The 15127-nt window shown below is 62.4% G+C and carries 11 protein-coding genes; 3 read left to right on the forward strand and 8 right to left on the reverse strand.

Annotation, left to right across the window (positions count from 1 at the left end):
• From ACXI0U_RS21415 to ACXI0U_RS21435, 5 genes are read right to left on the reverse strand one after another with little or no spacing between them, the layout of a single operon-like run.
• The gene (locus ACXI0U_RS21415; RefSeq protein WP_431482838.1) at positions 1-2070 is read right to left on the reverse strand and encodes a type IV pilus secretin PilQ; all 2070 of its coding nucleotides are present in this window, start codon (positions 2068-2070) and stop codon (positions 1-3) included.
• Positions 2071-2123: 53 nt separating this feature from the next.
• A complete protein-coding gene (gene pilP / locus ACXI0U_RS21420) occupies positions 2124-2648 on the reverse strand; it encodes a type 4a pilus biogenesis lipoprotein PilP (protein ID WP_431483528.1) in 525 nt (174 codons plus the stop codon).
• A gap of 2 nt (positions 2649-2650) precedes the next feature.
• Complete coding sequence (gene pilO / locus ACXI0U_RS21425) at positions 2651-3274, reverse strand: type 4a pilus biogenesis protein PilO (protein WP_316925613.1); 624 nt, start codon at positions 3272-3274, stop codon at positions 2651-2653.
• The gene (locus ACXI0U_RS21430; protein WP_043245820.1) at positions 3271-3843 is read right to left on the reverse strand and encodes a PilN domain-containing protein; all 573 of its coding nucleotides are present in this window, start codon (positions 3841-3843) and stop codon (positions 3271-3273) included. Before ACXI0U_RS21430 ends, pilO begins: the two co-directional genes overlap by 4 nt.
• Entirely contained in the window at positions 3843-4907 is a 1065-nt protein-coding gene (locus ACXI0U_RS21435) for a pilus assembly protein PilM (protein ID WP_021221345.1), read from the reverse strand. The genes ACXI0U_RS21430 and ACXI0U_RS21435 overlap by 1 nt, the downstream gene beginning before the upstream one ends.
• Before the next feature lie 184 nt (positions 4908-5091).
• On the opposite strand from ACXI0U_RS21435, the gene ACXI0U_RS21440 reads away from it, so the two are divergent.
• Entirely contained in the window at positions 5092-7512 is a 2421-nt protein-coding gene (locus ACXI0U_RS21440; RefSeq protein WP_479551109.1) for a penicillin-binding protein 1A, read from the forward strand.
• A 115-nt stretch (positions 7513-7627) separates the two neighbouring features.
• On the opposite strand, the gene ACXI0U_RS21445 is transcribed toward ACXI0U_RS21440, so the two are convergent.
• The 3 genes from ACXI0U_RS21445 to rpmE form a co-directional block, all read right to left on the reverse strand.
• Positions 7628-8896 (reverse strand): malic enzyme-like NAD(P)-binding protein, encoded by a 1269-nt coding sequence (locus tag ACXI0U_RS21445; protein WP_271659255.1) that lies wholly within the window; start codon positions 8894-8896, stop codon positions 7628-7630.
• A gap of 99 nt (positions 8897-8995) precedes the next feature.
• Positions 8996-10450 (reverse strand): M48 family metalloprotease, encoded by a 1455-nt coding sequence (locus ACXI0U_RS21450; RefSeq protein ID WP_479550782.1) that lies wholly within the window; start codon positions 10448-10450, stop codon positions 8996-8998.
• Positions 10451-10646: 196 nt separating this feature from the next.
• The gene (gene rpmE, locus ACXI0U_RS21455) at positions 10647-10859 is read right to left on the reverse strand and encodes a 50S ribosomal protein L31 (protein WP_003453200.1); all 213 of its coding nucleotides are present in this window, start codon (positions 10857-10859) and stop codon (positions 10647-10649) included.
• Between the two features lie 162 nt (positions 10860-11021).
• On the opposite strand from rpmE, the gene ACXI0U_RS21460 reads away from it, so the two are divergent.
• Positions 11022-13241 (forward strand): primosomal protein N', encoded by a 2220-nt coding sequence (locus tag ACXI0U_RS21460; protein WP_316925616.1) that lies wholly within the window; start codon positions 11022-11024, stop codon positions 13239-13241.
• Between the two features lie 146 nt (positions 13242-13387).
• The gene (gene argS, locus ACXI0U_RS21465) at positions 13388-15127 is read left to right on the forward strand and encodes an arginine--tRNA ligase (protein WP_316925617.1); all 1740 of its coding nucleotides are present in this window, start codon (positions 13388-13390) and stop codon (positions 15125-15127) included.

Consider the following 15127-nt stretch of genomic DNA (forward strand, 5'->3'; position numbering starts at 1 on the left):
TCAGCGACTCACCGCAATAGCCTGGTTGTTCATGATACGCGGGGTGAGGAAGACCAGCAGCTCGGATTTCTTGTCCTGAACGATATCACGCTTGAACATGCGGCCGAGGAACGGCAGGTCACCGAGGAACGGAACCTTGTCGGTCGCCTTGGTCTGGGTATTGGAGAACACACCACCGATCACAATGGTTTCGCCATCGCTGACCAGAACCTTGGCATTGACCTCGTTCTTGTTGATCGGCGGTACGCCATTCAACGCGTTGGAGAAGTCCGGGGCATCCTTGGTCACCTTGACTTCCATGATGATGCGATTGTCAGGCGTGATCTGAGGAGTCACTTCCAGGGACAGGGCAGCCTCCTTGAAGGACGTGGTGCTGGCACCGCTGGAGCTGGCCTCCTGGTATGGGATTTCAGCGCCCTTCAGGATCTTCGCAGTCTCCTTGTCGGAGGTTACAACCTTCGGCTGGGATACGATCTCGCCGTTACCGGTCTTCTCCATGGCAGAGAGTTCGAGGTCAAGGATGGTGTTGTCGGTTACGAAGCCAATGCCGAGGGAAGAGGTGGCCCCATCAGCCCCCATATCGACGAATGTCCCCAGTGCGCCGGTAGGCGTAGTAGCAGTCGGGCGGCCTGCGCCTGCGCCACCAATGACGAAGTTATTGTCACCAACACGAGCGCCTCGCCAGTTCACACCAAGCGACTTGTCGTAGTCCACGTTGGCTTCGACGATACGGGCCTCGATCATGACCTGACGAACCGGGATGTCGAGTTGCGCAACGATACGGCGCAGTTCGTCCAGCTTGTCCTGGGTCTGGTAGGCGATGATGCTGTTGGTGCGGTCATCCACAGTGATCGAGCCGCGCTCATCCGAGGATTCGTTGCCACTGGTCACGGACTGGAACAGCTTGGCGATGTCCGCCGCCTTGGCGTAGTTCACCTGGATAAGCTCGCGACGCAGCGGTGCCAGTTCGGCAATCTGCTTCTGAGACTCGAGCTCCTGGCGTTCACGCGCAGCGATCTCGTCTGCCGGAGCAACCAGCAGCACGTTACCCACCTTGCGTTTGTCGAGACCCTTGGTCTTCAGGACGAGGTCCAGCGCTTGATCCCAGGGCACATTCTGCAGGCGCAGCGTGATATTGCCTTGCACGGTATCCGAGGCCACCAGGTTGAGGTCGGTGAAGTCGGCGATCAACTGCAACACCGAACGTACATCGATATCCTGGAAGTTCAGCGAAAGCTTTTCGCCGGAGTAGGCAAAGCGCTCGTTCTTGCGCTTCTCGACATCGTCCTGCGTCAACGGCTTGATGCTGACGGTGAGCTTGTTGTCGGTCTGATACGCCAGGTAGTCGTAATAGCCAGTGGGTTCGATGGTGATACTGGCGTTCCCCGAGGAGCCAGAAGCACTGACGAATTGAACAGGGGTCGCGAAGTCTTTCACATCAAGACGGACACGCAGAGACTCGGGAAGCTGGGTCTTGGAGAAGTCGAGGCGGATCTTGCCACCCTGCTCCTGAATATCCGGGCTCACAGTCGGGTCGGACAGAGTGATGACAACATTGCCCTCGCCCTGATCGCCGCGCTGGAAGTCGATATTGTTGATTGCCTTGCCGACCGCCGCAAAAGCCTTGACGGGCGCAGCTGCGGCAGGCGCCGCCACAGGAGCGGAACTGGCAACTTGCTGACCGACAACAGCTGCTTCACCAACTATGACGAAGAGATTGTTACCCTCAACACGCGTGCTGTAAGGCACGAGTGTCGCTAGATTGACGATCAACCGGGTACGGTCTTTAGCTTCGACGATAGTGACGCTGCGCGCGTTACCGACGCCGAGCTCACGGTTCTTGCTGCCCAGCTTGTTGGCCACCCCGGGAAGATCCAGAGCGATGCGCGCCGGTTGCTCGATGGTATAGCCACGCGGCGCCACAATAGGCTCATCAAAAGCGAGTTTCAGTTCGACCTTGCCACCAGGCAACGCCGCTACATCGAGGCCCTGCAGGTCAGCGGCCAGCAGTACTGGCGACAACATGACGGCCAATAGAGAAATACCGAGGCGCGAAAGCGAGCTGTTCATTATCTGGTTCCGTTGTGCAGACCGGTGTTTGTTGTTCATAAGTCACCCCGCCCTTAAGAGCGCTCTTTGAGCGTGAGACTGCGCGGGCGCTCCAGCCAGCCGCCCTCTCCGTCCGGGACTATCTCGACGACGTCAATCTTGGATTCATTGATAGCGATGACTTTGCCGTCATTGCGGCCCAGGAAATCGCCAACCCTTATTCGGTGCACCCCTCCAGCACCCCGAACAAGCGCAAACATGCCCCCTTCATTGGAAAGCGTGCCTACCATCTCGAATGCTTCGATATTGAAGCCCTCAAGGAATTGCTTGACCCGGGTTTCATCCGGATGCACATCCTTGCTGCCCTTTATCCTGTTCGCCAAGTCGATCTTGACCGGCGGCTGGAAAGGACTGCGCAAGGCCGCCGCGCTGTAAGTAAATGCCTCATAGGGCTGAAACTTCGGGAGCGGTTCGATCGAGCCCTTCGGACGAGCACGAACCTCATCCATGTACGCTTGAAGATCAGCGAAGTCACCGCTATTTCCGCAACCGGAAAGACTCGCCAACAGCAGACCAGAAAGAATAAGACGGGCGCTGATATTCATTTCTGCAGCCCCTTGTCGTTATAGCGATAGGTCTTGGCCAAGATACTCATACGCAGCTTGGAAGTGCTGTCAGCACCCGCTGGCGCAATGGTGAAGTCATGCAACGTAACGATACGCGGCAAGCTGGCAACACCGCTGACGAAAGTTGCCAGGTCGTGGTAACTACCCACTACGGAGATCTGAATTGGCAGTTCGATGTAGAACTGCTGGGCTGCCTCAGGAAGTAATTTGATCTCTTCGAACTCAAGACCACTTCCCAGCCCGGTTCGAGTAATGTCCTCCAACAGGCCAGGCACTTCGGTATCGCTTGGCAGCTGGCGAAGAAGAGCCCCGAAGGAAGTTTCCATTTCCTTCATCTGGTCTTTATAGGCCTCCAGATTCGCTGCCTGGAATGCTTTGGTGGAGAATTGTTCCTTAAGCGCCAATTCTTCAGCTCTTTGTTGGTCGAGTTGCACCTCAAGATCCTTGAGGTGGAAGTTGTAACCTAGAGCGAGAATGGCAGCCATCAACAGCACACAGGCTATTGCCTTGACAGCAGCCGGCCAAGAGCCAACGTTATTGAAATCAAGATCGTTCAGGTCAACCTTGCGCAAGCTTTCTAGGGAGTCAGCCAAGCTCATTTCTTGACTCCTTCTGCATCGACAGCAGGCTGGGTCTGCTGCACAGTCAACTGGAAGATATTCGCCTGATCGACAGCGCCGGCAGTTATTGCCTTCACCTCAGTCAGGTTCGGCGCAGTCAGCCACTCGGATGCATCAAGATTACGCATCAGGTTCGAAACCCTGTTGTTGGATTCGGCCGCACCGACAATCGCAATACTCTGCCCTTTCATCGTCACGCCGCTGAAATAAACACCATCCGGCAGTGTGCGAACCAACTGATCGAACACTCGACCGATAATGGGGCGGTTGCCCTGCAGGTCCTGAATGATCTTCATCCGTTCAAGCAGTTGCTGACGACGGGTCTTGAGTTCGCTGATCTCCTTGATCCGCGTATCCAGCACGGCGATTTCCTTGCGCACAAACTCGTTACGCGCCTGCTGGTTCTCGATCTCGGCGTTCAGGTACTGATCGCCAAGGAACACCAGGCCAGCCGAAACCACCAGCACACCCGCCAGGGCCACGAGGAAGCGCTGCTTGCGCTCCTCGCGTAGCTGCTCCCGCCAGGGAAGTAGGTTGATGCGTGCCATCAGTCGAAACTCCTCATCGCCAGTCCGCAGGCAATCATCAGCGCCGGGGCATCACTGGCCAATGCACCCGCATTGACCTTGCCGCTCAGCGCCATCTCCGCGAAGGGGTTGGCAACCTGGGTAGGAGTGCCGATCTTCTGCTGGATCAGCCGATCCAGATCAGGAATGGACGCAGTACCGCCCGCCAGGAGGATGTAGTCGACATCGTTGAACTGACCCGCAGCGAAGAAGAACTGCAGCGAGCGAGACACTTGCTGGACCACTGCATCCTTGAACGGCTGCAACACTTCGCTGTCGTAGTCATCCGGAAGACCGCCCTGCTTCTTGGCAAGACCAGCCTCTTCCACGGACAGGCCATAGCGTCGCTGAATCTCCTCGGTGAGCTGGCGCCCGCCAAAAAGCTGCTCGCGGCTGTAAATAGTCCGCCCATTGTGCAGAACGCTCAGCGTCGTCATGGTCGCGCCGATATCCACTACCGCGACAGTCAGCTCGTCATGGCCACTGCCCAGCTGCGCAGCGAGCAGCCCATAGGCACGTTCCAGCGCATAGGCTTCGACATCGACGACCTTGGCGGTCAGACCTGCCAGTGCCAGCGCCGCCTCACGGACCTCGACGTTCTCCTTGCGGCATGCCGCAAGCAGCACATCAACCCGCTCGGAGTTGCGCGAAGACACACCCTGCACCTCGAAGTCGATGGCGACTTCTTCGAGCGGGTAAGGGATGTACTGGTCCGCCTCGATCTTCAGCTGGTTTTCCAACTCGTCGTCGGAAAGACCGGCATCCATCTCGATGGTCTTGGTGATTACAGCGGAGCCCGCCACGGCAACAGCCACGGACTTGGAGCTGGCTTTCGCCTTGCTCAGAACACGGGACAACGCCTGGCCGACCCCCTCCAGTTCGGCGATGTTCTTTTCGACCACAGCATTCGGTGGGAGCGGCTCGACGGCGTAGGCCTCTACCTTGTAGCGGCTTCCCGAGCGACTCAATTCAAGGAGCTTGACTGAGGTCGAGCTTATGTCGATCCCCAGCAGCGTATTCGCTTTCTTGTTGAAGAGCCCTAGCACGACCGATTTCCTATCAGCATCCGAGACTTACGGACGATTTATGTTTTTCCACATTAAATAACAGTCTTGACAGAAGCGCAAATGGCGACCCAGGAAAAAAAACGCTTATAATGTGAACAGTTTTTCCCTTTTAAGATCTGCTTCCGCTTAACTCATTCTTTTATCTGGAAATCCAAGAGCCTTGATACGCCTGCTGAAGTTTTTCTGGTGGTCCTGCGTCGCCGTTTTTTGTGGGCTGTTGCTCAGTTTCAGCGGCGCTTACCTCTACCTTAGCCCGACTCTTCCTTCTGTCGATTCCCTACGCAGCATCCAGCTGCAGATCCCGCTGCGCGTGTACAGCAGCGACGGCAAGCTGATCGCCGAATTCGGCGAGATGCGCCGTGCGCCCATCCGTTTCGCGGACATACCACCGGAATTCATCCAGGCATTGTTGGCTGCCGAGGATGACAACTTCGCCAACCATTATGGCGTCGACCTCACCAGCCTGGTGCGCGCTGCCACGCAATTATTGAAAAGTGGTCATATCCAGAGCGGCGGCAGCACCATCACCATGCAGGTGGCGAAGAACTATTTCCTCACCAGCGAGAGAAGTTTCTCCAGAAAGATCAATGAAATACTCCTCGCCCTGCAGATAGAACGGGAGCTCAGCAAGGATGAAATCCTCGAGCTCTACGTAAACAAGATCTACCTCGGCAACCGCGCCTACGGTATCGAAGCTGCCGCCCAGGTGTACTACGGCAAATCGATCCGTGATGTCAGCCTGGCGCAGATGGCGATGATCGCCGGCCTGCCCAAGGCCCCCTCGCGCTTCAACCCGCTCGTCAACCCTGCACGCAGCAAGGAGCGCCGCGACTGGATCCTTGGCCGCATGCTCAAGCTCGGCCGCATCGACCAGGCACGCTACGACCAGGCGATAGCAGAGCCGATCGACGCCAGTTACCACGTACCGACGCCGGAAGTGAACGCGCCCTATGTTGCCGAAATGGCCCGCGCCGAGATGGTCGGCCGCTTCGGCAGCGAGGCTTATACCGAAGGCTTCCGCGTCACCACCACAGTGCCGAGCGACCTGCAGGAAGCGGCCAACAACGCACTGCGCGGCGGGCTGATGGAGTACGACCAGCGCCACGGCTATCGTGGCCCGGAATCGCGCTTCCCCGGCATGACCCGCGAAAGCTGGACGCAGGAGCTGGCCAAGCAGCGAACCATTGGCGGCCTGGAACCGGCGATCGTCACCCAGGTGGAGAAAAGCGGCCTCCTCGTGCTCACCCGTGGCGGCAAGGAAGAAACCGTCGGCTGGGACAGCATGAAATGGGCTCGCCCCTTCCTCAACACCAACAGCCTCGGCCCACGCCCCCAGCAACCGGCCGATGTCGCCCAGGTCGGTGACCTGATCCGCGTCCAGCGCCAGGCCGATGGCAACCTGCTCTTCGTCCAGCAGCCGGCCGCTCAAAGCGCACTGGTATCCCTGGATCCGGAGAACGGCGCGATCCGCTCCCTGGTCGGCGGCTTTTCGTTCGAGCAAAGCAACTACAACCGCGCCGTCCAGGCCAAGCGCCAGCCCGGCTCGAGCTTCAAGCCGTTCCTCTACAGCGCCGCACTGGACAACGGCTTCACCGCCGCCAGCCTGGTCAACGATGCCCCCATCGTCTTCGTCGACGAGTACCTGGACAAGGTCTGGCGCCCGAAGAACGACAACAACACCTTCCTCGGCCCGATCCGCCTGCGCGAGGCGCTCTACAAGTCACGCAACCTGGTATCGATCCGCCTGTTGCAGGCTGTGGGCATCGAATACGCGCTGAACTACATCAGCCGCTTCGGCTTCAACAAACAGGAACTGCCCCGCAACCTGTCCCTGGCCCTGGGCACCGCCACGCTGACGCCCATGGAGATCGCCAGCGGCTGGAGCACCTTCGCCAACGGCGGTTACAAGATCCAGCCCTACCTGATCGATCGCATCGAAAGCCGGGACGGCAAGGTGATCTTCACCGCCAACCCGCCTTCCGTGCCGAAAGACGACGCGCCAGGCACCGAGGTCGCCCAGACGGTCGCCGCACCAGACAGCCGCCTACCCAGCGTCGAGCATCAGGAGCCGGCGGTGGCCGAGCGCATCGTCGACGCGCGCACCACCTACATCCTCAACAGCATGCTGCAGGACGTGATCAAGCGCGGCACCGGCAGACGCGCACTGTCCATGGGTCGTGGCGACATCGCCGGCAAGACCGGCACCACCAACGAATCCAAGGACAGCTGGTTCTCCGGCTACAACGCCGATTACGTCACCACCGTCTGGGTCGGCTTCGACCAACCGGAAAGCCTCGGTCGCCACGAGTACGGCGGCACCGTTGCCCTGCCCATCTGGATGACCTACATGAGCGCGGCCCTGAAGGACAAACCGGAGCACGTGCTGCCCGAGCCCGAAGGCATACTCACCCTGCGCATCGACCCCCTGAGCGGCCGAGCCGCCGCGCCAGGTGCACCCAACGCCTTCTTCGAACTGTTCAAGAGCGAGGACTCACCGCCGCCGATGAGCGAGTTCGACCCAGGCATGAGCGCCCCGGGCAGCCCACTGCCCGCAGACGAAGCAGCACCCATCGATCTGTTCTGATCACGGGTGTCAACCAAAAGCCCGTCTCCATGACGGGCTTTTTGCTTCACCCCAGAACGAAATAGCAGCCAATAAAAAACCCGCCGTGAGGCGGGTTTTTTCATCGACTGACGGATCAACCGTTGAACACGTCATCCACCGACTTCAGCGGATAGTGTTTCGGGTAGGGCAGGGTCGCCACGCCGGACTCGATGGCAGCCTTGGCCACGGCATCGGAAACGATGGTGATCAGGCGCTTGTCCATGGGCTTCGGAATGATGTACTCACGGCCGAACTCCAAGGAGTCCACGCCGTAGGCATCACACACATCCTTGGGTACCGGCAGCTTGGCCAGGTCACGCAGGGCCAGTGCGGCGGCGATCTTCATCTCTTCGTTGATGCGGGTAGCGCGAACGTCCAGGGCACCACGGAAGATGAAGGGGAAGCCCAACACGTTGTTGACCTGGTTCGGGTAGTCGGAACGACCGGTCGCCATGATCACATCGTTACGGGTCGCGTGGGCCAGCTCCGGCTGGATCTCCGGATCCGGGTTGGAGCAGGCGAAGACGATCGGGTTCGGCGCCATGCGCTTGAGGTCTTCGGCGCTCAGCAGGTTGGCACCCGACAGGCCGACGAACACATCCGCACCTTCCAGCGCGTCCGAGAGGGTGCGCTTGGGTGTTTCATGGGCGAAGACCGCCTTGTACTGGTTCAGATCGTCGCGGCTGGCATGGATCACGCCCTTGCGGTCGATCATGAAGATGTTTTCGACCTTGGCACCCATGCTCACCAGCAGCTTCATGCAGGAGATGGCTGCAGCGCCCGCGCCGAGGCAGACGATCTTGGCTTCCGGCAGGCTCTTGCCGGCGATTTCCAGAGCGTTGAGCATGCCGGCAGCGGTCACGATCGCGGTGCCGTGCTGGTCATCGTGGAAGACCGGGATGTCGCACTGCTCGATCAGGGTGCGCTCGATCTCGAAGCACTCGGGGGCCTTGATGTCTTCGAGGTTGATGCCGCCGAAGGTGATGGAGATGCGCTTGACGGTGTCGATGAAGGCCTGGGGGCTCTCGGCGTCGACTTCGATGTCGAACACATCGACACCGGCGAAGCGCTTGAACAGCACGCCTTTACCTTCCATGACCGGCTTGGAGGCCAGCGGGCCGAGGTTACCCAGACCGAGGATCGCGGTGCCGTCGGAGATCACTGCCACCAGGTTGCCCTTGCCGGTGTACTTAAAGGCCAGCTCCGGATCGCGGGCGATCTCGCGGACGGGCTCGGCCACACCCGGGCTGTAGGCCAGCGACAGGTCGCGGGCGGTGGCGGTCGGCTTGGTCAGCTCGACGCTGAGTTTCCCGGGACGGGGCTGGGCGTGGTACTCGAGAGCGGCAGTTTTCAGATCAGACATTTTGGCATTCCGCTTTTACTGTTGTGACAGACGGACGGGCGAGGATACGCAAGATACCGGGGGGCGACAAGACTGTTCAGTCACGCTGCGTCAAGCCCTCTAACGTACGACTTTAAGCCAATCCCCGGCTTTCGGCTCGCCGATTGGATACAAATTATTCATCAATCGGATACGATTTTCCAGCTCGACGGGATCCCCCGGCAAACCAGCGCCGCGAGCCATGCTCCTGATGGTTTCACCGGCCTTCACCTGCACCAGATGCAGCCGCAGGGGCTGGGCCAGGTTCTTCTCTTCGGGCTTGAGCGAGCGGAAGCTGTGGATGACGGAAAGGAAGTTCGCATCCTCCGTTTCCAGGGAGGCCCTTCCTCTCATCCCAGCGATAAAGAGATACGCCTGATCCCCTTTGAAGACGACAGCCACACGTCGGGCGGAATCGCCGGGAATCACCGCCGTCACGCCTATCACGCCATCCTTGCTGAACGTCTCCTCCATCACCAGGCGCTGGCGGCCCCCGCGTTTGTGCAGCAACTCCGCAGGCGTCAGCCCCGGGGTGCGCTCCGCCAACTGCATGGCGATGAAGGCCTGCTGGTCAGCGGTGTGACCGATCAGCGCATCAGACCTGTTGATCAGCCCCCAGCCATCCGGGTAGCGCAGCGCGAAATCCAGGCCGACGTGATAGAACTGCTGCCCGCGCTGGATGCCCGACTCGGCGGAGTCACCGAAGGGCAAGCCCTCGATGGCCTTCAGGTAGGCATCACGATTCACCTCCTGCTGCCCACCGGCCAAGGCGCGAGCCGGCCCGACCACCTGCTGCAGGCGCGTGTCGTTATCCGGGTGGGTATCGAAAACGCCGTGGTAGCTGCCCGACTCGGGTACTTCCTGCCCCTTGCGCTTGGCCTCGTCGCGGGCGAACGCCTCCTGATTCTTCAGCACCTTGACCACCTCGATCATCGCCTGGGGGTCGTAGCCGCTGCGGGCCAGGTACTGTGCGCCGAGGCCATCGGCCTGCAACTCCATGTCACGGCCGTACCCCCGGACCATCGCGCCGCCCAGCACATTGGTCAGGTCGCCCGCAGCACTGACGCCGGTGCCGATGGCCACCGCCTGGCCAAGGATGTTCCAGGCCTGGGACTGGCTCTGCTGCTGCACGCTATGGCGCGCCGTGACGTGACCCACCTCGTGGGCCAGCACCGCCGCCAGCTCCGCCTCGGAGTTCAGGTAGGCCATCAGGCCGCGATGTATATAGATGTAGCCGCCCGGCAGGGCGAAGGCGTTGATGTCCGGCGAGTCGACAACGGTGAAGATGTAATTGAGGTTGGCGCGATGGCTGTGCTTCGCCACGCGCTCGCCCACCCGCTGCACATAAGCCTGCAGCCGATCATCGGCGTAGCGCGGGTATTCCTTCTGGATCTGCTGGTTGTAGCGGCTGCCGAGGTCGAGTTCCTGGCTTTCGCTCATCATCACGAAGTTGCGCTCACCGGTGGCCGGGTTGACGGCGCAGCCGGTGAGGAGGGAGAGCAGCAGGCAGAGCAGCAGAATAGGCAAAGCGGGCATGGATCACCTCGGCGACCGCTCGCGCAACCACTGCGTCCTGCGGGGCTATGCGGTTTTTACGCTGCAGCCGGGGGCCGGTCAATCACCGCCCTTGCGCAGGGGCGGGCGAACACCGGAAACGAAAAAGGCGCCCATCGGGCGCCTTTCTCTGTACAGCTGGAAGGTTTCATCGAAGCCTTCCCGGCTATTCGGTCGCTTATTTGGCGCCGAATACACCGAAACGCTGCTTGAAGCGATCGATACGGCCGCCGGTGTCCAGGACTTTCTGCTTACCGGTGTAGAACGGGTGGCACTCGGAGCAAACGTCGAGGCTGATGTTCTTGCCCAGGGTAGAGCGGGTCTTGATGACGTTACCGCAGCTGCAGGTAGCTTCGATCGCTACGTATTCGGGATGGATTTCCGGTTTCATGGCTTGATCCTCAGGTCTGGCGTGCCGCCACCCGACCCTATGTCGAGCACCGCACGGAAACAGGCGCGAGATAATACCAGAGCTTCGCCATCACGCAAGTCGGCCGCCACGCCTGGCGACGTGCGGCCGTGCTAGGATCGCCGCGCCCATTCGGAGACCCCCGTGCCCAACGCCATCCTGCGCCTTGCCCTGCCCTCGCCCCTGCGCCGCCTGTTCGACTACCGCGCGCCCGCTGGCGTATCGGCCCGGCAGTTGCAGCCCGGCGTGCGCCTGCGCGTGCCCTTCGGCCGTCGCGAGGTAATCGGCGTCCTGGTGGAAGTGGCCGAGCACAGCGATGTCCCCGAAGACAAACTGCGCCCGGCCCTGGAACTGCTCGACCAGAAACCGCCGCTGCCCGCCGAGCTGTTCAAGCTCTGCCTGTGGACCGCCCAGTACTACCAGCACAGCCTCGGCGACACCCTCAGCTGGGCCCTGCCCGTGCTGCTGCGCCAGGGCGAGCCGGCCGAAGCGCGCCAGGAGCGCTTCTGGCATGTCAGCGAAGGCGCCCGCGCCGACGACCCGCGCCTGGCCCGCGCACCGCGCCAGCGACAGGCATTGACCACCCTCGCCCAGCACCCCCACGGCGTCGCCCACCAGTTGCTCGGCCAATTGCAACTGAACAAGGACAGCCTCGACCTGCTGCAGGAAAAGGGCCTGGTCTACATCGAGACACGCCGCAGCACCGCCGCGCCGCGCCACGAGCACTGGCTGGCCCAGGCCGAGCTGCCGCTCAACGCCGAACAACGCGCCGCCTACGACGCCGTGTATTCCACGTTCGGCCAGTTCAACGCCTTTCTCCTCGCCGGCGTCACCGGCAGCGGCAAGACCGAGGTCTACCTGCAATTGATCCGGGAAACCCTCGCTGCCGGCAAGCAGGCACTGGTGCTGATCCCCGAGATCAACCTCGGCCCGCAAACGCTGGAGCGTTTCTCCCGCCGCTTCAACGCACGCATCGCCCTGCTGCATTCGGCGGTCAACGACCGCGAGCGCCTCGATGCCTGGCTGGCGGCCCGCGACGGCGAGGCCGACATCATCATCGGCACCCGCTCGGCACTGTTCACGCCGATGAAGAACCCCGGCCTGATCATCATCGACGAGGAGCACGACGCCTCCTACAAGCAACAGGAAGGCCTGCGCTACCACGCCCGCGACCTGGCCCTGGTACGCGCACGCCAGGACAACATCCCCATCCTCCTCGGCTCCGCCACGCCTTCCCTGGAAAGCCTGCAGAACGCCCACGCCGGCCGCTACGGCCTGCTGCGCCTGACCCAGCGCGCCGGCGGCGCCCGCCAGCCGCGCTTCCTGCGCCTGGACATCAAGAGCCGACCACTGGACTCGGGCCTCTCCGGGCCGCTGCAGCAAGCCATCGAGCAGACCCTCAAGGCCGGCCAGCAGGTGCTGGTGTTCCTCAACCGCCGCGGCTTCGCCCCGACCCTGCTGTGCCATGACTGCGGCTGGATCAGCCAATGCCCGCGCTGCGACGCTCGGATGACCCTGCACCAGCGTTCCGGCGAGCTGCGCTGCCACCACTGTGGCCACACCCAGCGCCAGCCCCGCGCCTGCCCGGACTGCGCCAAGGTCGACCTGCGCCCCGTCGGCGCCGGCACCGAGCGGGCGGAAGAGCGCCTGAACATCCTCTTCCCGAACGTCCCCGTGCTGCGCATCGACCGCGACAGCACCGCGCGCAAGGACGCCATGAACAAACTCTTCGCCACCATCAACAAGGGCGAACCCTGCATCCTCGTGGGCACCCAGATGCTCGCCAAGGGGCACCACTTCCCCCGTGTCACCCTGGTGGCGATCCTCGATGCCGACGGCGGGCTGTTCTCCGCCGACTTCCGCGCCAGCGAGCGCATGGCCCAGCTCATCGTCCAGGTGGCCGGCCGTGCCGGGCGTGCGGAAGAGCCGGGCCGGGTGATCATCCAGACCCACCTCGCCGACCACCCGCTGCTGGTGCAACTCACCGAGGAGGGCTACTTCGCCTTCGCCGAGCAGGCCCTGTCCGAGCGTCGTGCCGCCGGCCTGCCGCCCTTCGCCCACCTGGCGCTGCTGCGTGCCGAAGCGCACAAGCCCGGGCAGGCCGAGGAATTTCTCGATGCCGCCTGCGCCGAAGCGGAACATTTGCTCGCCGAACAGGGTCTGTCCGGCATCGAGTTGCTCGGCCCGGTGCCCGCCCCCATGGAGCGCCGTGCTGGCAAGCACCGTGCGCAGTTGCTGGTCCAGGCCAACGCCCGCGCCACCCTGCACCGCCTGCTGACGCCCTGGAGCCTGGCCCTGGAGCAGTTGCCCGGCGGGCGCAGCGTGCGCTGGTCACTGGATATCGACCCGATCGATCTTTTCTAGCGGCAGGTCGCGTTCCAGGGCCGCCGCCAAGGGCTTCCCACATGCGGCTTGGCGCTTGCCGCTTGAAGCTGCGGGCTCCGCGCACCGATAATGCCCAGTTTTCAACCAGCGCCCAGGCGCCGCCGTACCCCGGCCGAGAGCAGAACATGAAAGACACCATTCGCCAGCTGATCCAGCAAGCCCTGACCCGTCTCGCCAGCGAAGGCGTGCTGCCCGAGGGCCTCAGCCCGGCCATCCAGGTGGAAAACACCAAGGACAGGACCCACGGCGACTTCGCCAGCAACATCGCCATGATGCTGGCCAAGCCGGCCGGCCTGAAGCCGCGCGACCTGGCCGAAAAACTCATCGCCGCCCTGCCCCAGGACGACCAGGTGAGCAAGGTGGAGATCGCCGGCCCCGGCTTCCTCAACTTCTTCCAGAACACCCAGGCCCTGGCCCAGCGCCTGGACGCCGCCCTGGCCGATGCCCACCTGAATGTGCGCAAGGCCGGCCCGGCCCAGCGCGTGGTCGTCGACCTCTCCGCGCCGAACCTGGCCAAGGAGATGCACGTCGGCCACCTGCGTTCCACCATCATCGGTGACGGCGTGGCGCGCGTACTGGAGTTCCTCGGCGACGAGGTGATCCGCCAGAACCACGTGGGCGACTGGGGCACCCAGTTCGGCATGCTGCTGGCCTTCATGCAGGAACAGCCGGTGGGCAGCGACGCCGAACTGGCCGACCTGGAAGGCTTCTACCGCGCCGCCAAGAAGCGTTTCGATGAATCCAGCGAATTCGCCGATCGCGCCCGCGAGCTGGTGGTCAAGCTGCAGGCCGGCGACGACGAGTGCCTGCGCCTGTGGAACCGCTTCAACGACATTTCCCTGAGCCACTGCCAGGCCGTCTACGACCGCCTGGGCGTGAAGCTCACCATGGCCGACGTCAAGGGCGAGAGCGCCTACAACGACGACCTGGCCAATGTGGTCGCCGACCTGCGCGCCAAAGGCCTGCTCACCGAGAGCGACGGCGCCCTCTGCGTGTTCATGGACGAGTTCAAGAACGCCGAAGGCGACCCGCTGCCGCTGATCGTGCAGAAGGCCGGCGGCGGTTACCTCTACGCCACCACCGACCTGGCCGCCACCCGCTATCGCAGCGGCGTGCTCAAGGCCGACCGCGCCCTGTACTTCGTCGACCAGCGCCAGGCCCTGCACTTCCAGATGGTCTTCGCCGCCGCGCGCCTGGCCGGCTTCGTGCGCCCCGACTTCGAAATGGAACACATGGGCTTCGGCACCATGAACGGCGCCGACGGCAAGCCCTTCAAGACCCGCGACGGCGGCACCGTGAAGCTGATCGACCTGCTCAACGAAGCCGAAGAGCGCGCCTACGCCCTGGTCAAGGAAAAGAACCCGGAGCTGAACGAGGCCGAGCTGCGCCAGATTGGCCAGGCCGTCGGCATCGGCGCCGTGAAGTACGCCGACCTCTCCAAACACCGCACCAGCGACTACAGCTTCAACTTCGAGCAGATGCTGAGCTTCGAGGGCAACACCGCGCCCTACCTGCTCTACGCCTACACCCGTACCGCCAGCGTGTTCCGCAAGCTGGGCAAGGGCATCGACGAGATCGGCGGGCAGATCATCCTCGCCGCCGAACAGGAGCAGGCCCTGGCCGGCAAGCTGGCGCAATTCGCCGACACCCTCAACAACGTCGCCGCCAAGGGTGTGCCGCACATCCTCTGCACCTACCTCTACGACCTGGCCGGCCTGTTCTCCAGCTTCTACGAGAACTGCCCGATCCTCGCCGCCGAGGAAGCAGCCACCCAGCAAAGCCGCCTGCGCCTCGCCGCGCTGACCGGCCGCACCCTCAAACAGGGTCTGGAGCTGCTCGGCCTGCAACCCCTGGAACGCATGTAA

It is taken from the genome of Pseudomonas sp. C9D1, assembly GCF_056491235.1.